This is a genomic window from Bacillus sp. 01N45 (assembly GCF_056399205.1).
This window is the reverse complement of the sequence record NZ_JBFTQW010000008.1, coordinates 1-20,242: the sequence shown is the minus strand read 5'-3', so window position 1 is coordinate 20,242 and position 20,242 is coordinate 1. Positions and strand designations below refer to the sequence as shown.

General features: G+C 32.4%; 23 protein-coding genes. 15 read left to right on the top strand and 8 right to left on the bottom strand.

Annotation, left to right across the window (positions count from 1 at the left end; translation table 11 throughout):
• The first annotated feature begins 9 nt into the window (after nucleotides 1-9).
• Nucleotides 10-651: a DEAD/DEAH box helicase family protein gene (locus AC1DMU_RS18945; RefSeq protein WP_088063426.1), complete on the top strand. Its 642-nt coding sequence runs from the start codon at nucleotides 10-12 to the stop codon at nucleotides 649-651.
• Between the two features lie 36 nt (nucleotides 652-687).
• Here AC1DMU_RS18945 and AC1DMU_RS18940 read toward each other — a convergent pair whose 3' ends face one another.
• Nucleotides 688-1,449 carry an arginase family protein gene (locus tag AC1DMU_RS18940; RefSeq protein WP_088063339.1) on the bottom strand — a complete coding sequence of 254 codons (762 nt, stop codon included), beginning with the start codon at nucleotides 1,447-1,449 and terminating at the stop codon, nucleotides 688-690.
• 188 nt (nucleotides 1,450-1,637) lie between these two features.
• On the opposite strand from AC1DMU_RS18940, the gene AC1DMU_RS18935 reads away from it, so the two are divergent.
• Nucleotides 1,638-2,264, top strand: a complete 627-nt coding sequence (locus tag AC1DMU_RS18935; protein ID WP_116300182.1) for a PRK06770 family protein — start codon at nucleotides 1,638-1,640, stop codon at nucleotides 2,262-2,264.
• Between the two features lie 58 nt (nucleotides 2,265-2,322).
• Here the strand turns inward: AC1DMU_RS18935 and AC1DMU_RS18930 are convergent, their stop codons facing one another.
• Nucleotides 2,323-3,189, bottom strand: a complete 867-nt coding sequence (locus AC1DMU_RS18930) for a LysR family transcriptional regulator (RefSeq protein WP_060488742.1) — start codon at nucleotides 3,187-3,189, stop codon at nucleotides 2,323-2,325.
• A gap of 129 nt (nucleotides 3,190-3,318) precedes the next feature.
• Between AC1DMU_RS18930 and AC1DMU_RS18925 the strand changes: the two genes are divergently transcribed.
• From AC1DMU_RS18925 to AC1DMU_RS18915, 3 genes are all read left to right on the top strand, one after another.
• Nucleotides 3,319-4,362: an aspartate-semialdehyde dehydrogenase gene (locus AC1DMU_RS18925; protein WP_088063340.1), complete on the top strand. Its 1,044-nt coding sequence runs from the start codon at nucleotides 3,319-3,321 to the stop codon at nucleotides 4,360-4,362.
• A gap of 167 nt (nucleotides 4,363-4,529) precedes the next feature.
• Nucleotides 4,530-5,636 carry a C45 family autoproteolytic acyltransferase/hydolase gene (locus AC1DMU_RS18920; protein ID WP_088609719.1) on the top strand — a complete coding sequence of 369 codons (1,107 nt, stop codon included), beginning with the start codon at nucleotides 4,530-4,532 and terminating at the stop codon, nucleotides 5,634-5,636.
• 66 nt (nucleotides 5,637-5,702) lie between these two features.
• Nucleotides 5,703-5,966 carry a hypothetical protein gene (locus AC1DMU_RS18915; RefSeq protein WP_142291730.1) on the top strand — a complete coding sequence of 88 codons (264 nt, stop codon included), beginning with the start codon at nucleotides 5,703-5,705 and terminating at the stop codon, nucleotides 5,964-5,966.
• 102 nt (nucleotides 5,967-6,068) lie between these two features.
• Here AC1DMU_RS18915 and AC1DMU_RS18910 read toward each other — a convergent pair whose 3' ends face one another.
• Nucleotides 6,069-6,971, bottom strand: a complete 903-nt coding sequence (locus AC1DMU_RS18910; protein ID WP_088063342.1) for a LysR family transcriptional regulator — start codon at nucleotides 6,969-6,971, stop codon at nucleotides 6,069-6,071.
• Between the two features lie 262 nt (nucleotides 6,972-7,233).
• Here AC1DMU_RS18910 and AC1DMU_RS18905 point away from each other — a divergent pair, with 262 nt between their 5' ends.
• The 5 genes from AC1DMU_RS18905 (at nucleotide 7,234) to AC1DMU_RS18885 (ending at nucleotide 13,462) form a co-directional block, all read left to right on the top strand.
• Entirely contained in the window at nucleotides 7,234-7,920 is a 687-nt protein-coding gene (locus AC1DMU_RS18905) for an MOSC domain-containing protein (protein ID WP_001045580.1), read from the top strand.
• A gap of 261 nt (nucleotides 7,921-8,181) precedes the next feature.
• Nucleotides 8,182-9,066, top strand: a complete 885-nt coding sequence (locus AC1DMU_RS18900; protein ID WP_476941544.1) for a GNAT family N-acetyltransferase — start codon at nucleotides 8,182-8,184, stop codon at nucleotides 9,064-9,066.
• Nucleotides 9,067-9,099: 33 nt separating this feature from the next.
• Nucleotides 9,100-9,696, top strand: coding sequence for a DUF1349 domain-containing protein (locus AC1DMU_RS18895; protein ID WP_001027689.1), 597 nt, complete (start codon nucleotides 9,100-9,102; stop codon nucleotides 9,694-9,696).
• Nucleotides 9,697-9,918: 222 nt separating this feature from the next.
• Complete coding sequence (locus AC1DMU_RS18890; RefSeq protein WP_088063344.1) at nucleotides 9,919-11,673, top strand: ABC transporter ATP-binding protein; 1,755 nt, start codon at nucleotides 9,919-9,921, stop codon at nucleotides 11,671-11,673.
• Nucleotides 11,666-13,462: an ABC transporter ATP-binding protein gene (locus AC1DMU_RS18885; protein WP_088063345.1), complete on the top strand. Its 1,797-nt coding sequence runs from the start codon at nucleotides 11,666-11,668 to the stop codon at nucleotides 13,460-13,462. Before AC1DMU_RS18890 ends, AC1DMU_RS18885 begins: the two co-directional genes overlap by 8 nt.
• 324 nt (nucleotides 13,463-13,786) lie before the next feature.
• Here the strand turns inward: AC1DMU_RS18885 and AC1DMU_RS18880 are convergent, their stop codons facing one another.
• Both AC1DMU_RS18880 and AC1DMU_RS18875 read right to left on the bottom strand, forming a co-directional pair.
• The gene (locus AC1DMU_RS18880; RefSeq protein ID WP_088063346.1) at nucleotides 13,787-14,572 is read right to left on the bottom strand and encodes a sulfotransferase family 2 domain-containing protein; all 786 of its coding nucleotides are present in this window, start codon (nucleotides 14,570-14,572) and stop codon (nucleotides 13,787-13,789) included.
• A gap of 456 nt (nucleotides 14,573-15,028) precedes the next feature.
• Nucleotides 15,029-15,244, bottom strand: coding sequence for a spore germination protein (locus tag AC1DMU_RS18875; RefSeq protein WP_088063347.1), 216 nt, complete (start codon nucleotides 15,242-15,244; stop codon nucleotides 15,029-15,031).
• A 145-nt stretch (nucleotides 15,245-15,389) separates the two neighbouring features.
• Between AC1DMU_RS18875 and AC1DMU_RS18870 the strand changes: the two genes are divergently transcribed.
• Both AC1DMU_RS18870 and AC1DMU_RS18865 read left to right on the top strand, forming a co-directional pair.
• Nucleotides 15,390-15,563, top strand: a complete 174-nt coding sequence (locus tag AC1DMU_RS18870) for a hypothetical protein (protein WP_176551435.1) — start codon at nucleotides 15,390-15,392, stop codon at nucleotides 15,561-15,563.
• A 41-nt stretch (nucleotides 15,564-15,604) separates the two neighbouring features.
• A complete protein-coding gene (locus AC1DMU_RS18865; protein WP_255294011.1) occupies nucleotides 15,605-15,730 on the top strand; it encodes a hypothetical protein in 126 nt (41 codons plus the stop codon).
• A 303-nt stretch (nucleotides 15,731-16,033) separates the two neighbouring features.
• Here AC1DMU_RS18865 and AC1DMU_RS18860 read toward each other — a convergent pair whose 3' ends face one another.
• A complete protein-coding gene (locus AC1DMU_RS18860) occupies nucleotides 16,034-16,294 on the bottom strand; it encodes a hypothetical protein (RefSeq protein WP_061672984.1) in 261 nt (86 codons plus the stop codon).
• A 283-nt stretch (nucleotides 16,295-16,577) separates the two neighbouring features.
• Between AC1DMU_RS18860 and AC1DMU_RS18855 the strand changes: the two genes are divergently transcribed.
• Entirely contained in the window at nucleotides 16,578-17,315 is a 738-nt protein-coding gene (locus AC1DMU_RS18855) for an N-acetylmuramoyl-L-alanine amidase (protein WP_088063348.1), read from the top strand.
• A 228-nt stretch (nucleotides 17,316-17,543) separates the two neighbouring features.
• Here AC1DMU_RS18855 and AC1DMU_RS18850 read toward each other — a convergent pair whose 3' ends face one another.
• A complete protein-coding gene (locus AC1DMU_RS18850) occupies nucleotides 17,544-18,128 on the bottom strand; it encodes a LysE family transporter (protein WP_088063349.1) in 585 nt (194 codons plus the stop codon).
• A 58-nt stretch (nucleotides 18,129-18,186) separates the two neighbouring features.
• Between AC1DMU_RS18850 and AC1DMU_RS18845 the strand changes: the two genes are divergently transcribed.
• Entirely contained in the window at nucleotides 18,187-18,801 is a 615-nt protein-coding gene (locus tag AC1DMU_RS18845; RefSeq protein ID WP_097908792.1) for a helix-turn-helix domain-containing protein, read from the top strand.
• A 407-nt stretch (nucleotides 18,802-19,208) separates the two neighbouring features.
• Here AC1DMU_RS18845 and AC1DMU_RS18840 read toward each other — a convergent pair whose 3' ends face one another.
• Entirely contained in the window at nucleotides 19,209-19,760 is a 552-nt protein-coding gene (locus AC1DMU_RS18840) for a BclA C-terminal domain-containing protein (protein ID WP_088063351.1), read from the bottom strand.
• 210 nt (nucleotides 19,761-19,970) lie between these two features.
• Here AC1DMU_RS18840 and AC1DMU_RS18835 point away from each other — a divergent pair.
• Nucleotides 19,971-20,242, top strand: a 272-nt coding sequence (locus tag AC1DMU_RS18835) for an exosporium leader peptide-containing protein (RefSeq protein ID WP_476941543.1), incomplete at its 3' end; no start/stop codon positions are given.

The following is a 20,242-nucleotide window of genomic DNA, read 5'->3' as shown; positions in this document are numbered from 1 at the left end:
GGAGAAACTATGGGGATTATAGCGTTTGAGGGAGCAAGTGCGGTTGGTAAGAGTAGCACGTGTCGTGAGTTAGAAAAAAATTATGGTGCGTACATTATACCTGAAGTGAATGTATTGTTTGAAAGACCAAAAAACGAACATAGAACATGGTATTTTGAAAAACAAGTAGAGCGCTGGAAAATAGCAGCGCAGAAATCAGAGCAATATGAATTAGTAATACTTGATGGCGACATTTATCAACCACTTAGTTATAATTGGTGTTTCCATTTTGATATATTTAATCAGCCGTTATCTTTAATAGAAAACTTTTATAAAGAAAAGCTGATACATAGGGAAATTGGTTTTCCCGATCAATATTTTTATTTATATACGAATGATGAAGAACTTAGAAAACGGAAAGAATCTGACGAGACAAAAAGAAGAAGAAACTTTGAAAAACATTTACATATATCAAAATCGTTTCAACGTTATTATGAAAATTTAAATGCTGTTACAGACGGATATTGCAAAATGATTGATGCGAAAAGTGTAAAATCGAATGAATTAGAAATTGTGAAAAGTTTAAATAGTTTAAATGTGTGTGAAGAGAGACGTTTTGATGTTTCGAGGTTAGATGCGATTACGAAGTGGTTAAAAGAACATCGTGCATAAAAACAACGAGTGCCTTATAAGGTACTCGTTGTTTTTTTATGTATTATATATTGATTTTAAAATTTGTAAGTTTGCTTTTTCATTTTTCTTAATAGCATTTGCATATTTAGCTAGAAAGAGCTGAGAAGGATAAACCGGTAGTTCACCACAAATATCGATACCATAAACATTTTTATTCCTAATAAGAGAATGTAAACATTTTAATAGTGTAGAAAGTTTCATATGTCCTTGATCCCAATTTGTAATAGTTACTTTTGAATCTAAAACATCTTTATCAATGCTTACATATATAGTATCTGTATGAATATGCGAAAGTATCGTATGTGTAGATACTTCATAAGTTGTATCTATCGGGAATACTTCTACGCATGAATAATCATTAGAATGAATGGTTAAAGAAGAAGGTCCGATAATAATTACTTTCTTTAATTTTGGGTTATTTTGAAGTGTGAACGATACCCATGACCCGCAAGAAATAAGAGTATGTTCATTTTCTTCTTTTAAGTTCATGTCAGTGTGATGATCAAATAAAATAAGGCTAAATGGTTCATCTATTTCTTTTAGTAGCAAATAAGATACATAATGATAATTTCCAGAACCGATAAAGGTGATTCCTCTTTGCTTTCTACGATATAACTCCCGTTTTATACTCTTTAAAGAAGGAATCTCGCAATACAGGTTTGTGTGCTCTAAATGACTAAAATCAATATCCTCATGTGAATAAGAATGAAGTTTATTTTGTAATAAATATGTATCGTCAAAGTTTAAAAAAGTTAAACCGCTATACAATAAACTCATATTTATTCATCTCCTTAATATGTAGGCTAGCATATATTTTTATAAAATTAAAACGAAATGCTTAGAAATGGATCTGCATTTGAAAAAGATGGATATTTTGACAGAATAATCTTTCAATTGATAAAGAAAAGAAATATAATATAAGGAAATATATATGTGGTTCGAGAAATAGAAAATATGAATGGGATATGTGGGAGGAAACAAGCAAGATGAAAACATTTTTTAAAATAATAGGTATTTTAGCTGGTATGGCGGTAATCGGCGTAGGTGTAACATATGGTATGCTGTATTATCTAAATAATAGTAAACCAGCTGCGAAAAAGGCATCACCAGCTGCTCCGGCAGCAGAAGTACTAGCTGATAGTAATGTAAAAGCTGAAGATGCAAAGCTTTTAGAAAATGGCAATCATTCATTACCAAATAGCGGTTTTAATAAAAATTTTAAATGGACAGATGAGAACATACAGACAGCATTACATGAAATGGCACATCAAAAAACGAAAGCTGATCAAAAGTGGGGCTATATTTTTATCACACAAGAACGAATTGAAAGTTTACTTGATATTGTAAAGAGTAATGATCTAGTACAAGGAAATACATATGCAGATATTTTAGAGAGATGGAAACAAGGGAAATATGAAAAGATGGACGCAGATCACAACAAGATTTGGAAATTACAAAGCGGGAATTTAGGCGAAGGAAAAGGAGTAATGTCAGAAGCGGAACAAAAAGAGTTAATTAATCAATTGTTTATGCAAAAAGGTACATATTCAGGTAGTAAATTAATTGCAGATGGGGGACAGACTAATAAATAAGATAATATTGGAAGAGAGTAAGTGCTTATTAGGCAGTTACTCTTTTTTTGTGCACCTTTTAGTCTCGCTCTAGTAAGGAAAGAAACGATTGTAAAACGGGTGAAATCCATCTAGATTTATGATAGATTACATGGCTTTGAATAACTGTTGAAGTTTCGATAGGCTGAAAACAGAGTTGTTCTTTTTGACAACTTTCTTGTACAACAATGTAAGGAAGAATTGAAATTCCTAACTCACACATCACAGATTGTTTAATGACTTCAACGTTGGAAGTTTCAAATGTTTTAGCTGGAATATTTCCGCTTTGACGTAAAAACCGATCTACCATCGGTCTATAGCCGCAGCTTTGTTCTGTAAAGATAAATTGAGTATCATTTAGTAAACAAAATGGATTAGAGTGTGTAGAGTAATGGGGAGGTAAAATCCATCCAAATGCTTCATTACAAAAAGTACGCGTAATAAAATCATTATGTTCCATACTTTCTCCAATTATGAAAATAACATCTGTTTCTCCTTCACGTAGCTTATTCATTGCTTGTTCGTTTGTAGTTGTTTCCAGTATGATATTTACTTTCGGATTCTCCTGTTTGTACATACGTAATAATTGTGGTAATCGGTACACTGCTAATGATTCGTTAGATGTAATCGTTAAAGTTCCCTCTAAATCATCACTATTTTGAGGGATTTCTTGCGCTTTTTCATAAATAGCTAGTAATTCTAGAGCATAAGGATGAAATTGATGACCTGCTTTTGTAAGAAGTACTTTTTTCCCTAATCGATCGAATAGAGGGAGACGTAAATCGTTTTCTAATGCTTTCATATGCGCTGTTACAGTAGATTGCGCATAACCTAACGCATGAGCAGCTTTAGAAAAACTACCATACTTAACGATGGCACAAAATGTTTTAACATGTCTCATTTCCATAAGCTATCCCTCTTTTATTATCATGATTTGTGAATGATTATATCACGTATTTCAATTTTCCAAATGATTAAATTCTTTATAAAATGAAATTATAGAAATATTCATTTAAATTATATTGGAGGAGAAATGATGATCAAAAAGGGCTATCATGTAGCTGTAGTTGGTGCTACAGGTGCAGTAGGACAAAAAATTATTGAACTGTTAGAAAAAGAAACTAAATTTAATATAGTTGAAGTTACATTGCTTTCGTCAAAACGATCCGCTGGCAAGTTAGTGCAATTTAAAGGACGAGAGATAATGATACAAGAGGCAAAAGCAACTAGCTTTGAAGGTGTAGATATTGCCTTTTTTAGCGCTGGAGGAGAAGTGTCTAGACAATTTGTTAATCACGCAGTCACTAGTGGTGCCATCGTAATTGATAACACAAGTGAATACCGAATGGCGCACGATGTACCACTCGTTGTTCCAGAAGTAAATGCGCACACTTTAAAGGAGCATAACGGTATCATAGCAGTTCCGAATTGTTCAGCATTACAGATGGTGACGGCACTTCAACCAATTCGAAAAGTATTCGGATTGGAACGAATTATTGTTTCCACATACCAAGCTGTGTCAGGTTCAGGAATTCATGCGATTCATGAATTAAAAGAACAGGCAAAGTCAATGCTTGAAGGTGAAGAGGTTAAGAGTACTATACTGCCAGCGAAAAAAGATAAAAAACACTATCCGATTGCGTTTAATGTATTGCCTCAAGTAGATATATTTACAGATAATGATTTTACATTTGAAGAAGTAAAAATGATTCAAGAAACGAAGAAAATTTTGGAGGACCAAAACTTGAAAATGGCAGCTACTTGTGTGCGTGTTCCGGTCGTATCCGGGCACTCAGAATCGGTTTATATAGAACTTGAAAAAGAAGCAACTGTTGCAGAAATAAGAGAAGTGTTGCTGGATGCACCAGGTGTTATACTGCAAGATAATCCTAGTGAACAGCTGTACCCAATGCCATTATATGCAGAAGGGAAAATAGATACATTTGTCGGGAGAATTAGAAAAGACCCTGATACACCAAAAGGATTCCATCTTTGGATTGTTTCCGATAATTTATTAAAAGGGGCCGCTTGGAACTCGGTTCAAATTGCAGAAACGTTGGTGGAAGAGGGGATAATATAGTATAGGTAAATTAGGAAACTGTTAATGATTACAGTTTCCTAATTTTTATTTTATAATTGTTTTCTTTATTCCAGCCAAATTTGATTTGAAAGACAGTAAAAAACATCAAGAATGAATAAAATTCATTTGGTATGATATGGATAAATTAGATGTAAGGTGGGATTTAGATGTACCAAGTTAAGGGGTACTTTTCATCATTAAAAGGAAGTCATTATGATATTGGAAAGCAACAAGGAGAGTTTGTGAAAAATCATCCGTATCTCATTCCACAATTTATACAGCAAGAACATTTAGTATCAGATAATTATTGGACAGAATCTAGAAATATATTAAATCAATATTGTCCAGGAATTAATGAAGAAATTGAAGGGTTTTGTGAAGTGTTGAAAATTCCTGCTAGAAATCTGATGTATTATTATCAAACACTATTAAAAGCAGGATGTAGTCATTGTGTCGTATTACCTAAAAAGACAGATTCAAAGCACACATATGTATTAAGAAATTATGATTTGTTACCCAAAATAGATGATATGCGTTTTTGCTCAACACATGTTGAAGGTGCATATGTACATAGTGGCTTTTCTACTTTTTATTTCGGTCGAACAGAAGGAGTTAACGAGCATGGGTTAGCTGTTACATTTTCAGCATGTGGTCAACCAGTAGGAAATATTGAAGGCTTACGAAAGCCAGTGTTAAGTGGTTTACAATGCTTTGCGGTAATTCGAGTATTATTGGAGAAATGTAAAAATGTGCAGGAGGCGATATCACTAGTTGATGAAATGCCAATTGCAAGTAATATTAATCTAATTGTAGCAGATCCTTTAGACGCAGCGCGTATTGAAATATTTGACGGATATAAATCAATAACCACAATTGATGAGGAAAGCCATGATTTTATCGTATCAACAAACCATGCGATTAGTTTACCTATTCAAAAATTGAATAATAGAAGATTAGAACAATCCACAAACAGATATCACATATTGTATGAATATTTAAATCAAAATGAACTAGTGAGCATGGATTCTTTAAAAGAATTAGTAGAAAGAGAGTATCCTACTGGGCTGACAGTACATAATTATGAAGAATGGTTTGGAACTTTGCATTCTGTCTTATTTGATTTGCATAATCGTATAATGAATATTTGCTTCGGATCTCCACTATTCAACGACTGGTACTCATTGAAAGTTGGAGGAAGTCTTTCATTTTCTCAGGTAAATGTGAAATTTAATAATAAAACGTATACTGACTTTTGGAGAGAAGAATGCTATTAATTGATTCAAGAAGAATAAATGAGATAAAATGGTAATAGTAAGGTGTATGTACGGGAGGGATTGCCATTGCTAAAAGTAATGTTACCGATTGTTCTTATCTTATTTGTTGCCGTTTCAATGTATATTACTTATGAAAAAAGAAAAAAAGCAGGGGTAAAAGGATTGAAGAGTGCGTTAACTTCAATTTGTTTCTTTACACTAGCAATCTTAAATTTGCTTGCATATTGGTTTAACTTTGGCGGTATTTTTATTTGGTTAACTTCAATTGTTTTATTACTAGTCGGGGCATATTTTACGAAATATATTCCAATATCTAAAAAGGTACATTGAAATTTATTTGAGTTTAAAAGTTATGTTGTATTTTGTTTTGAAAAGAGATTATCCTACTAGAGCGTTGTGAAACGGTTTTATAGGATAATCTCTTTTGTTCGTTTAGCTTTGTAAAGAACGTACTGTTCTTTTTAGTTGTTCAATAAATTCTCGAGTTGCAGCACACATATATTTATCTTTTCTATAAATAAGCCCAATTTCTATTGTTGGGGTAGGATTTTCTATTTTAATTGCTTGAATGTTTTTATTTTGTAAAAAGTCTATATACGGTTTTGGTAACACTGTAATTCCCATTCCTTTTGAAACCATTTGGATTAAAGATTCCATCGTACTAATTTCTAAAATTGGTTTTGGTTTAAAGTTAAATTTTTGACAATGAGATGTAATTAGTTCGGTTAAAAAGAAATTTTTAGGTAAAAGAATTAAAGGGTAGTTCTGTAATTCAGCAATAGATACATGATTACGTTCAGCTAATTGATGATCGGTTGGTACGACTAATGTAAGTTCACTTTTGTATAGAGGGATAGAAATAATCTCCTTATCTTGCACCGGGAGAAATGTAATGCCAATATCTAGTTCGTTTTGTAATAATTTTTCACGAATATCTCCTGTACGAAGCCCTAATACAGAAAGCTCTATATTGGGATATGAATGATTAAAATTTAATATAGCTGGTGGTAGTAAATAATTTACGACGGTTAACAAAGAGCCTATTGTTAAGGAACCTTGCTGTAATCCGTTTAGATCTTGAATTGCAGAACGAGCTTGTTCGACTTCATGAAAAATGGTTTTACTATGTAATAATAAAATCCTTCCTGCATCAGTTAAAGATATTTTTTTACCAATGCGATCAAAAAGCGGCATTCCTACTTCATGTTCTAATGCACGTATTTGCTGACTTAAAGAAGGTTGTGAAATATTTAGTTTCTCAGCTGCTTTTGTGAAATGCAATTCTTTTGAAACAGCTAAAAAATATTCAAGTTGTCTTAATTCGATTGGAATCACCTCAAGTTTAATGATAGGTTATACCTATCATTATTATATAAATAATTGGATTGAACAATGATTTTGTTGAGCTTATAATCACTTTATTAGAGAGGGATTGAAAAGTTTTGAAGTAAGGATAGATAAGTATAGGAGCAAGGATATTTGAGTGGTTATTACATTTGCTGACCTTTTGTCATTTTAAATGAAAAATAGACAGAGAGTTTGAAAGTATAAATTAATCTATTGAAAAATTGTAGGGTAAGTAAGAGGAGCGATTAAGATGAATAAAGTATATGAGGTACTATCTTTAAATATAGGGTTACCAAAAGAGGTTACATACGGCGGAAAGGTAATTCATACAGGTATAAATAAGAAGCAAGTAAGGGAACCGGTGTTTTTATCCTTTTTAAAATTTAATGGAGATGGGCAAGCGGACTTAGTTCATCATGGTGGAGTAGATAAAGCAGTTTGTGTGTATTCTGGAGAACATTATAGATACTGGGAAAAAGAGTTGAATCAAGCCCTTGTATATGGAGCATTCGGAGAAAATATAACAATTAATTGTCTGTGTGAAGAGGATGTTTGTATTGGTGATACATTTCAAATTGGAGAAGCAATTGTACAAGTAACACAGCCAAGACAACCTTGTTTTAAATTAGCTAAGAAATACAATATTCCAAAGTTACCACTTTATTTTCAAGAAACAGGATATACAGGATTTTATTTTCGTGTATTAAAAGAAGGATGGGTATCACCTGTTGATACGTTAAAGTTAATAAAGTCTGATCCAAAAGGTGTTACAGTAGCATTTGCTAATCGTATTATGCATAAGGAAAAACAAAATATGGAAGGGCTAAAAAGGATCTTAGAAGTACATGCACTTTCTACAAGTTGGAGAAATACATTTGAAAAGCGAATGAGAGGAGAAGAAATTAATACGAGGGAGAGACTAGAAGGAAAAAAATAATAAAAAATATTTTTTTATAAATGGTGCATTTCTATGAGTAAAAACGAAGTAGAAAGCACTATTTTTATATAATAAACTTATTAATATTCAAAAATCTTAATATTGTTTTATTCGACTTATTTTCGAATAGTCAAAACATAAAATTAATTAGACTCTTTTTTTATATTTTATGATAGTATATTGATTGGTAAGACCTATTACATTAAGAGCAGGTTATATAGCTAAATCTAATTTGATGGAATTAACGTATGGAGGGACAACATGGGGAATGTTGAAATTTTTGAAAAATTTCTTTTAGAAGAACCAAAAAGAGAGCAGTTATTTCCTTTATTTGAAGAAGTGTTTGGAATTACAATTCAAACATTGAATGATTTTTCAGAGAGAGGTTATTGGGATGATACATACAAAGCTTTATCATTTTTACATGACGATAAAGCGATTGCAAATGTTGCGGTATTTTCGCTACCATTGCTAGTAAATGGTGAAAGAATAAATGCAGCCGGCATTCAAACGGTAATGACTCACCCTGATTTTCGTAGACAAGGACTCATGACACAATTAATAAGTAAAATGATAGAAGAAATTGATAAGAAATGTGAATGTACCTTATTATTTACGGAAAAACCTGAACTATATGCATCATTTGGTTTTAAAGTTGTGCAGGAGTATTTGATGACTATTCTATATGATAAAAAGAATAATAATGACTCCTTACTTAGAAAATTAGATTATTATATGGAAGAGGATAGAAAGTTAATACATGAAACTATTGATAGTAGCCAAAGACTTTCAAATAATTTTTCAACATTAAACTTCCGTCCTTCGTTTTATTTGAATATGTATGATTCGGGATGGAATGAGAAATTGTATTATTCAGAGAAACTAGATGCTCTAATTGTGTATGAAGTAGATAATGAAAAGTTGAAATTATATGGAGTATTTGCACCAGTAATTCCAGTTTTAGATGAAATATGCGGAGAAATCGCTGAAAGATTTACAGAAATCGAATTTTACTTCTCACCAGATCAATTAGGGATTGAGGATGTACAATTTACAGAATTACAGTCTAAAAAGTATTTAATGGTTCGAAGTAATAAAGAGTTAGATTTTAAAGGTTATAAATTCCCTGTATTAGCGGAGTTTTAAATGTTTGTATAAAGGCTTTATTATGGAGGAACTATGAATATATCGTATATACCTAAACATGTTGAGCAGCTCACTATAATGAATGTCCCTGAATATTATAAAATTAATGACAACCGGTCGTTTATCGTCCGTTCGAAAGCAGAAACAGATTTCTGGCTTAAAACACATTATGGTTTTGAAGTAATGAATGGTCATGTATTTTATAATGAAATGATGACAGACTTTCAAGCTGAAGTTCAATTGTGTATGGATCCAAATTCAAAATACGATCAAGCAGGTCTTTTTGTTATGATTTCGGAAAAGTGTTGGTTGAAAACTTCATTAGAGTATATTCCGGATGGCCCTTCTCATTTAGGAGCTGTCGTAACGAATAATGGATATTCTGATTGGTCAACACAAGACTTTCCAACAGAATTAGCTACCCAACAACTTCATTTTCGAATTGTTCGTAAACGTGGCGATTATATAATATATGTAAAAAATAGCTGTCAATGGGAACAAATAAGAATTGCTCATTTGATGGAGGATATAGGGAATGCGCCTGTTAAAATAGGTTTTTACACGTGTAGTCCTTCTAAAAACAATGGATTTGAGACTGAGTTTTTAGATTTTACAATTGAAGAGATATAGATGAAAAACCGTATTCTTTCTACTTAAGAATACGGTTTTTCTATTTGCGTAATATAAAGCACATTTATTGACCGGAAAGTCATTAATGCTTATCATTTAATAATGTTAAATATTAATTTGCATAATATAATAGAAGTACTGGAAAAATCAAAAATTATATGGCTTAAGTAAGGAGGGTATGAATTATTAAATGGTAATTTCATAGGAAAAAGGAGATTAAGTATGAAATCATTTCGCAAATTATTACATTATTTAAAACCATACATGTTCTTCGCGATTATTGGACCACTATTTATGGTACTTGAGGTTGCGATGGACTTAATTCAACCGACTATTATGCAACATATTATTGATGTAGGGATAGCAAATCGTGATTTGAATTATGTAATAAAAATGGGGCTTCTTATGATAGGAGCTGCAGCACTCGGTTTAGTTGGAGGACTTGGGTGTATGATGTATTCTACAAAAGCAGCTGTTAATTTCGCTACAGACATACGAAAAGATGTATTTGCGAAAGTAGAAACATTTTCTAGTGAAAATCGTGATTCATTTGGAACTGGGAAATTATTAACGATTGTGACAAATGATATTACTTCTATTCAATCGGCGATGACGATGACATTACGTGTACTTGTTCGTGGTCCTTTGTTATTTATCGGAAGTATAATAATTGTTTTTGTAACAGCACGCGAGTTATTTCCTATATTACTTGTGGTTGTTCCAATTTTATTACTTGCGATTATATTCATTGCAAGTAAAGCGAGCGGAACGTTCAAAAAAGTGCAAGAAGCATTAGATAAAGTGAATACAAAGCTACAAGAAAATTTATCTGGAGTACGTGTTATTAAAGCGTATGTAAGACAAAAATATGAAATTACTCAGTTTGGAAATGTTAATACAAATTTAACGAAGATAAATATTCGAGCGGTGCAGCTTATTTCCATAATGATGCCAATCATTATGTTAGTTGTAAGCGGCGGGATTGTCGCAACATTATGGATTGGTGGAGAAAAAGTATTTGATGGAACGCTTCAAGTAGGAGCTATTTTAGCGTTTATAAACTATTTGAATATTATTTTAATGTCACTTATGTCTATAAGTATGGTATTTATGCAAATCGCGCGAGCATTTCCATCTGCGGATCGTGTACGGCAAGTTTTAAATACTGAGGTTGATATTACGACGGAAACAAATGCGGTTGCACCTAAGCAAATCGAGGGACAAATTGACTTTAAAAATGTTAGTTATAGTTACACGAAAAATAATGAATATGTTTTAAAAGATATTTCATTTAACATATGTAAAGGTGAAAAAGTAGGAATTATCGGTTCTACAGGAAGTGGTAAATCTACTTTAGCAAAACTGTTACCGCGTTTATACGATGTTGATCAAGGGGAAGTATGCATTGATGGAATAAATGTTAGAGCATACGATTTACAAAAACTTCGTGCTTCAATCGGGTTTGTACCTCAAAAGGCATTATTGTTTTCAGGTAGCATAGAAGAGAACTTACGTTATGGTAAAGAAGATGCAACGAATGACGAACTGGAAGTAGCGGCTTCATCAGCTTGTGCGACTGAGTTTATTAACAAGTTGGAAGATTCATATCAATATCATTTAACACAAGGGGCGACGAATTTATCAGGTGGACAAAAACAACGTGTATCAATTGCAAGGGCACTTGTGAGAAAGCCATCCATTCTTATATTAGATGATTCTACATCAGCAGTTGATGCGAAATCAGAATCTAACATTCAATCGGCATTAAGAACAGAATATAAAGGAACAACAACATTATTAATCGCCTCTAAAATTTCATCTATAATAGATGCTGATAAAATTCTCGTTTTAGATAACGGTGAATTAGTAGGTGATGGTACACATGAAGAATTGTTAGAACAATGTGAGGTATATCAAGAAATTTATCTTTCCCAAGGTGGCAATTTACATAAAGAAGGTGGGAAAGAACATGCGTAATTTTCAAGGGCAATTTGCTAATAAAGGTGGGCGTAACGCGCCTAAAATGGGTGAAGCTAGAAACACTAAAGGAACTGTATTGCGAGTATGGAACTATATGGGGTATCAAAAGGCTGCTCTTACGTTCGTTATATTTTTAGTATTTGTTACGACGTTACTTGGGTTATTAGGTCCTTATTTAATGGGAGTAATTATAGATCAATATATTGTACCGAAAGATTTAAACGGTACGGCGAGAATGTGTTTGTTACTTATCGCGATTTACGGTGTAACAGTATTGTTAACTTGGCTACAAACATTTGTCATGGTTAACGTTGCATTAAAAACAATACAAAAAATACGACAAGATATTTTCGAGAAAATCCAAACGCTTTCTTTACGGTTCTTTGATGTACGTTCTCAAGGGGATTTAATGAGTCGTGTGACAAATGATATAGATAATTTGAATCAAGCGTTAACACAAAGTGTTGTACAAATTATTTCATCAGCATTAACCTTTATAGGTGTAACGATTGCGATGTTCGCATTAGATTGGATTTTAGCAATTGTTACATTAATTACAGTACCTATTATGTTTTTCGTTACAAAAAAATTAGTTGCTTATAGTGGCAAAAACTTTGCAAAGCGTCAACGAGATTTAGGAGAATTAAATGGTTTTATTGAGGAAGCTATAACAGGAGCGGATGTTACAACGTTATATGGGAAAGAAAAAGAAACCGTACAAACTTTCAATAAAATTAATGAACAATTAAGAGTTTCAGCTACGAAGGCGGATACATTTTCAGCTTTTATTTTTCCAAGTATGAACTTTATAAATAACTTAGGTATGGGGCTTGTAATTGGGACTGGATCAGTAATGGTTTTAAATGGAATGACAACAGTAGGTGTCATTGCAGCTTTTATTAATTATTCTCGTCAATTCTCAAGACCACTTAGTCAATTCGCAACTTTAATGAATACGATTCAATCGGCAGTTGCTGGTGGAGAACGTGTCTTTGAAATTATGGATGAAGTACCAGAAATCCAAAATAAAAAAGATGCGTTCATGGTACAAAATTTACAAGGACATGTTGCACTTGAGAATGTTACATTCGGTTATGAGGAAAATAAAACGATTTTAAAAGAAGTGAGTCTTAAGGCACAGCCAGGGGAGACAATTGCTTTAGTTGGTCCAACTGGATCGGGCAAAACAACAATCATTAATTTGCTAACTCGCTTTTACGATATACAGCAAGGGCAAATTCATATCGATGGAAAAGATATAAAAGATTATGATATTAATTCGTTGCGAAGTAAAATAGGAGTAGTTTTACAAGATACGTACTTATTTGCTGGGACGATTATGGATAATATTCGTTATGGTCGATTAGATGCTAGTGATGATGAAGTAATCAATGCAGCTAAGGCAGCATCTGCACATTCTTTTATTAAACATTTACCGAATCAATATGAAACAAAAATTGCTTCAGAAGGATCGAATTTAAGTCAAGGACAAAAACAACTTCTTGCGATTGCGCGGGCGATTTTAGCAGATGCAGATATATTAATTCTCGACGAAGCAACATCAAATATTGATACGAGAACAGAATTGCAAATTCAAGAAGGACTAAATAATTTAATGAAAGGTCGAACAAGTTTTGTAATCGCTCATCGACTGAAAACGATTGAGAAAGCAGATCAAATCCTTGTTATAAAAGATGGAAGTATTTTGGAAAGAGGGAATCATGAATCTCTTATGGAAGATAGAGGGTTTTACTTTGATCTGTATACGAGTCAGTTTAAAATTTAATAAAAACTTTTATAAGGTGCGGTTTCTCCAGGAAGGAGCAACCGCATTTTTATATTTGTAAACATTACTATTTAAATATTCGTTCACTAAATGTTTTAACTGCGTCTTTCTTGCATACAAAGTAAAACATACGAATGGTGGCAACCTTAATGAGTATTTCACGTTCTATTTAAATGTTTTAATGATTTATTAGATAATACAATTTGAATTTTATTAAAAAAAGACACTGTTTCCAGTGCCCCAACTTACTACGAGAGTTTTATGAGGAAACTTAAATAGGTGAATCTAAGTTTCTCTATAATATATGAAACTACAATTAGAAAATCACATATTTTTTAAAGGAGTTAATGGGTAATTGTACGTGCTAAAATCTTTATTAAAAATATCCTGTACTAATTGGATAGTTTCATGGTCATAAAAGCTATCGTATGTTGGGAGGCGTGGGAATAAAGGATCGGTAATATCAGCATCTGCAAAATTACCTCTAAAAATCGCCCTGTCTTTCTGATGATGCCATGATTTGGTTAGTATGTGTAAAGGAGAAGTTTTTAATTGATATGTTTGTTCTAAGCGCTCAATTTCAGTAGAGAAATTTTCAAGGTAGATATACTTTGTAACAAACTCTTCCTCACCTGGTTCATATTGCTGCATTAAATGTGGATCTACTTGTTCTAAATCTATCATTTGCTCTTTTAAGTAGTAGAGAAAGATTTTAAATGAAATAGGTTTATTACAAAATTCATTACCATAATAAAAATTCCGAATAGGATTCCATGCTGGGGTTTCTATGTAAGGGGGGGCAATTAGTGAAAAAAATGAACTTACAGCTCTTGTATAGGGGTTTCTCACTAATTTATAGGTATCTTTTCCGTTTGTATATAAAGCTGCAGCTAGTTCAATAAAGTAGTCCGAGGAGTTTTTGTATATTTCATTTTCATAATTATGGATGAAAGAATCGTATTTTATGGCTTCTTTAAATAAATTTATTTGATAAAAAAACCAATGTGCAAGAGAGGTACAGCCACTTTTTTGACTCCAAAATAAAATCAAAGGGAAGTTAGAATTAAAGAGGGGAACGCGTCCGTATTTAATAATATTTGAAAAAGACATTATTAGCCTCCATTCAGTTATGTCAAGTACTTTTAGTTTATGAATAAAAAACTTGGCATATGAACAAGAAAAGAGAAGTAGAATAGATAATTTAAAATAATACAAATTTAAAAATAAAAGAGTTATTTGAAAAGAAAAAAAGAGCTTACAAATGGATAAACTCTTAGAAAAAATAGGTTTTATGAGCACTGAATTACCATATACCTTATGTTTTATTCTGCATGATCGTGAAAATAACATTGAATAAAAGGAGCATATATTTAAATGTGCTCCTTTAAAAGGTGGCAGCTCACAAGGCCTAATTTATAAGCTGAATACGTGTGCAGCCCGTATTTAAAAAGGACAGCTAGCAAAAGCTAACTGATAAGCCTTCGGGTATGAAGGGGAAACAGAAACTATATATACATTATTAACGGGATATTGGCTTTTATTCGGAAGTAGAAGAAATAAATAAGTTTAGGCGGTTCCAACTTGGCTTTGGTCGGCAACATCAGAATCAAATGTGTTGGTTGCACTAACACCGTTAAATGTATTAAGCACAAAAGCAACATTAGATGCACCCGAACCATTATAAGCTTTTGTATTTTCTTTTGGAGAAACATTATAAAAATCACCTAAGTTGAAAGAACCGTTACTATTTTGTACAACCATATTTCCGACAATAGATGGCATAACTTTCACCTTCTTTCCTAGGAAGTATTTAAATTAGTATATGGTGTATGTGTCTAGTGGTTCATATAAAACGGAGAATTTTGAAATGAAGTTTAATTGAAAAACCAATAAAATAATCCTTTGAATAGAAAGCGAGGTTAAAAGAATGGGAGGTAATGTAAAGCTTTTAAATGATGATGGGATATTGGGTATGGAGTTTAAGGAAAGAACGATACGTATTTATAGCACAGAAGGTAATGTGATGGAATTACTTTCAACAAAAGAACGGCTTCAAGAGGATATCGATTTTCTTGAAGAATGTAAAAAGGAAATGAAGTAAAAGTTCAATAGAGTAAATCGAACGGAGGGGGACCGTATCGTATGAATCAATTGTCATTTTTTGAGGACATCGATGAAAAGGAAATGCGAAGACTTGTGGTGAAGGAGCTGAAAAACTACAAAGCATTGTGCGTCTGGATGAAAAATCAAGAAGATCAGGAAAATTAGCGAAGAGAATGTGTTTATAAGTTAGTACATTTATATATTGAAAAACTAGTTAAGCAAGGAGAAATAAAGGAAGTAAAAAGAAGCGGAAGAAAAAGATGATTCTGTAAAAAGCAACCAGTTGGGTGCTTTTTCTTTTACACAAAACAAACGAACTCAATGAAAAAAACAGCGATGTATGAGATTTTTATACTAGTCAGTTTAAAATTTAATATAGTGCGGTTTCTCTAGAAAGGAGAAACCGCACTATTATATTTGTAAAGATAATTAGAAATGTAGAGTTGAAACTTATATATATACGAATTGTTAGCAAAAACTAGCAACTTCAGTGACAGGTGGAAGAAATAATTTACGTGGTATTGTAATAATCTCAAGAGCCATCTGAGCTGAATAGAGAAGTATTGGAGTTAATTCTAAAGCGTGAGTTAATAATAATATAAAGCTTGTTAGGATTGCAAAGCTCCCCCAAAAGAAACTTTTTGAAATGTTACGGAAATCTTTTATTAAGGAAAAGAAAGAAACAAATGCTGTAACAAAGAGAATCAAAAATTTATATTTATCAGCCATTAAACCCCTCCTAAAGAACAGTAGCTTATATTATAACGTATTTTTATGTATTATAATAAAAAGATTTCAAAATAAACAGTTTAAATGCGTAAAAACCACAACTGAAAAATATTAGTTGTGGTTTTTATTTATGAGTCCTTTGCTTTAGAAAATAGATAATCTAGAATTAAAAATTAAAAAATAGATTAGTGCCCTTATTATTGTTTGCTGGAGCTTTACTGGATATTTGACCGGACAATAAGACGAGCTTTGAATATATTAATAAAAAAGGGGATGTTGAACAATGGCTAGATATAGTTTACATGGAGGTCACAATAGTATTGTACAGGGTGCAAATTATGGGAATCGGAAAGAACATATTATGGATCGACAAGTTAAGGATGCAGTTGTTGCTAAATTAAGAGCAGTAGGGCATACAGTTTATGATGATACTGATGAAGTAGGGACAACACAAGCGCAAAATTTAAATAACATTGTATCTAAAACAAACTCACATGATGTAGACTTAGTAGTTTCATTTCATTTAAACTCATATGATACGAATGCTAATGGTGTTGAAGTACTGTATTATGACCAACAAGCTTTATCAGCAAAGATAGCAGCGCAACTTTCAAAAGATATTGGCTGGTCAACTCGTGGCGCGAAGGAGCGAAAAGACCTTTATGTATTAGCGAATACGAAAGCACCTGCAATCTTAATTGAACTTGGATTTATCGATAATGAAGCAGATATGTCAAAATGGAATCCAGATAAGATTGCAAATTCAATTGTTTATGCGTTAACGGGGCAATCTGGCGGGACAACTCCGCCATCGAAAAAAAATATCATTCAATCAGGAGCTTTTTCACCGCATGAAACCCCCGATGTAATGGGAGCATTAACGTCACTAAAAATGACAGCTAACTTCATCTTACAATCGGATGGTCTAACATATTTTATCTCTGAACCAACTTCAGATGCGCAACTTAAAGGAATGACGGATTACCTTGATCGTAAAGGCTGGTGGTATGAAGTTAAGTAAAGATTTTAGTTTAGTGGAACAGAATATTTAAAAATCAATAGTCAAAAAAGAGGATTACTTATAATGAGTAATCCTCTTTTTATTTTATCTCGTATGAATAAGAGTAGATATAGAAGATTACCGCCTTAAAACTAAATAAGTAATGCATGTAAGCGGGAGGTTCATTTGGTATATCAGCTATATTTGTAAATCATACTTTTAAACAGAAATAAAATTTAGAGTTTGAATTTAATTGATTACAATTGAAAAAGCACTAAAAACTAATAAAACGGCCATAATGATGTTAAAAGATTTAGTATGTTTTAATAAAAGTTTTTGGAACATGGAACCAAATAAGCTCCAACTAAATGTACTCATTAACCCGACTACACCTAGAAATAATGAGAAGAGTAGAAAACTTGAATATGAATTATAGTAAGGGAGAATAAAAGTTGACACTACAGTCAGGCCGAATAGTATCCCTTTAGGGTTAACAAACTGAAGAAAAATCCCCACTGTAAATAAGTTTTTATTATGTTTTTCATCGGAATCTGTACTAGTTTTACTAGTGAGTATTTTAAAAGCTAAATATAGCATATATGCTACACCTAAAATTTTTAAAGGGAATTCGATTATGGGTAGGATATTAATTAGTACAATATTAAAGAAGCTACATAAGGAGGTGAGGATGAAAAAACCGAAAGCTACTCCAAAACAAAATTGCATACTCCTTTTTAAACCATGTTGATTAGCGTATGTCATAGCTAAAAAATTGTTAGGACCGGGTGTGAAGCTACTTATAAAAACAAATAACAAAAAAGAAAATATAGGCATTTCAAAACCCCCTAATTATTTGTGTGTGTTATAATGACCGAAAAGAACAATATAACGTGTGCTCTTTATTATACATAACGGTCGTTATATTGTATATAGTGTAGGGGTGTTTCTTATGGAAGAAATTCAACTTATTTTGGCGAAAAATTTAAAAACAATACGAGAGAAAGAAAAAATGAGTTTGGAAAAGGTCTCGCAATTAACAGGTGTGAGTAAAACGATGATTGGACAAATTGAACGAGGGGAGTCAAGTCCAACATTAACAACGATATGGAAAATTGCTAATGGTTTGAAAGTGTCTTTTACTTCTTTAATCAATAATCCGCAACCAGATACGAAAGTTGTTTTACGAAATGATGTTCAAGTATTATCAGAAGACAATGGGAGATATAAAGTGTATCCTTCTTTTCCTTTTCAAGATGATAGGAACTTTGAAATCTATACGGTTGAAATTGAAACAGAAGGAAAATTAAGTTCGGAAGGCCATAAAGAAGGGACCGAAGAATTTATAACGGTGTTTGAAGGGGAATTGATAATTGAAATAAATGATTGTCAATATACATTAAATAGCGGAGATGCAATTTGCTTTAAGGCGGATAGACCGCACTCTTATCATAATTCCGGAAGTACGCTAACTCGGTTAAGTATGACCATTTATTATCCAGCTGCATAAACTTACAATTGCATCAAGAATATAAAGAAATGTGTGTTGATAAACCATCTATAAGAGATGGTTTTATTTTTTTAAATTCATAAAAAAAGACACTCGTTTGAGTGTCGACATAGTATTGCTCTCGCGTATAGGATTGGAGTATGTTTCTCAAATACGTTTTGAGATGGTTCGCATTTTGGGAAACTGTCTTCTTATTCAATGTAACATTGGCAGGGAGAAGTGTAAATTGATAATGTATATACGGAAAATTTAGTATAGATGGTTATTACTATGAGTATAGTACAAATTGTTTTTATTGCTTAATCACTGTCGTGAAATTATTGAAATATTATTAGCTTTAGGAATGACGTAATAGTTACTACTTTAGCAGCTAAGAATGTTTATTATAAAAAAGAATGAATCATTTATTAATCGATTCGTATAATTGTTAAAGAGGCACCTGTTGAACCACCTCCAACTAAATTAACTATGGATAATACGCCGAATATTTGAAGGGAAATTGTATTACCAGCAATTAAATTGGTTATTAAATTATTATTATAGTTTGAAGTTGATATTGCGGGTGAAAAAATAGATCCGGGAAGTGGAGTCGAAGAGTTTAATAGTAGCCTTGTACCAGCAAGTAGAGAAGTTGTTGTATTAATTTGATAGGTTAAATAATATCTTCCAGTAACAGGAATTGTATATATATCATTTGTAGCGTTCACTGTAAAATTACCGAGACTTTGGTTATTAGAAAGTGGAATATTAGTTCCACCTAATATGACTGAGATGGGACCACCTAATGTATTATTAGCGAACATAGAGTTTATTGTAATAATGGGTCCAGTAATGCCTGTAGGACCGGTATTACCTGTGGGCCCAGTAGGACCTGTCAGTCTGTATGGAAGAATAATTTCAAGAGCCAGTGATAATAGTTCTTTTTTCATTTTTTCATTCTTATCTTGAATATAAATCACCTCATTTTTAAATTAGAATGTAACCGATTTAGTATTTTGAAATGGAACTATCATTTTATTATATTAATACTACTAGTTATAGCAACGGTAAAAAGTTTACTATATGTAAAAATCATTTGAGAATGAAAAAAGTAGTTATGAAATTCTTCTAAAATGATAGATGTATTATTTTGTTAAGTAGTAAACAAAAATGTGGAACGAGGTATTAAAGTGAAGCGAGAAAATAAATTATCAATAAATAAAGCTATGATAGAACCTGAAAACATTGGACCTACGTTTCCAGTTCTTCCCCCAATTTATATTCCAACGGGCCCAACGGGAATGACCGGTCCGACGGGTCCAACTGGTTTAACGGGATCACCGGGAGTAACAGGCCCGACCGGTTTAACGGGATCACCGGGAGTAACAGGCCCGACCGGTTTAACGGGATCACCGGGAGTAACAGGCCCGACCGGTTTAACRGGATCACCGGGAGTAACAGG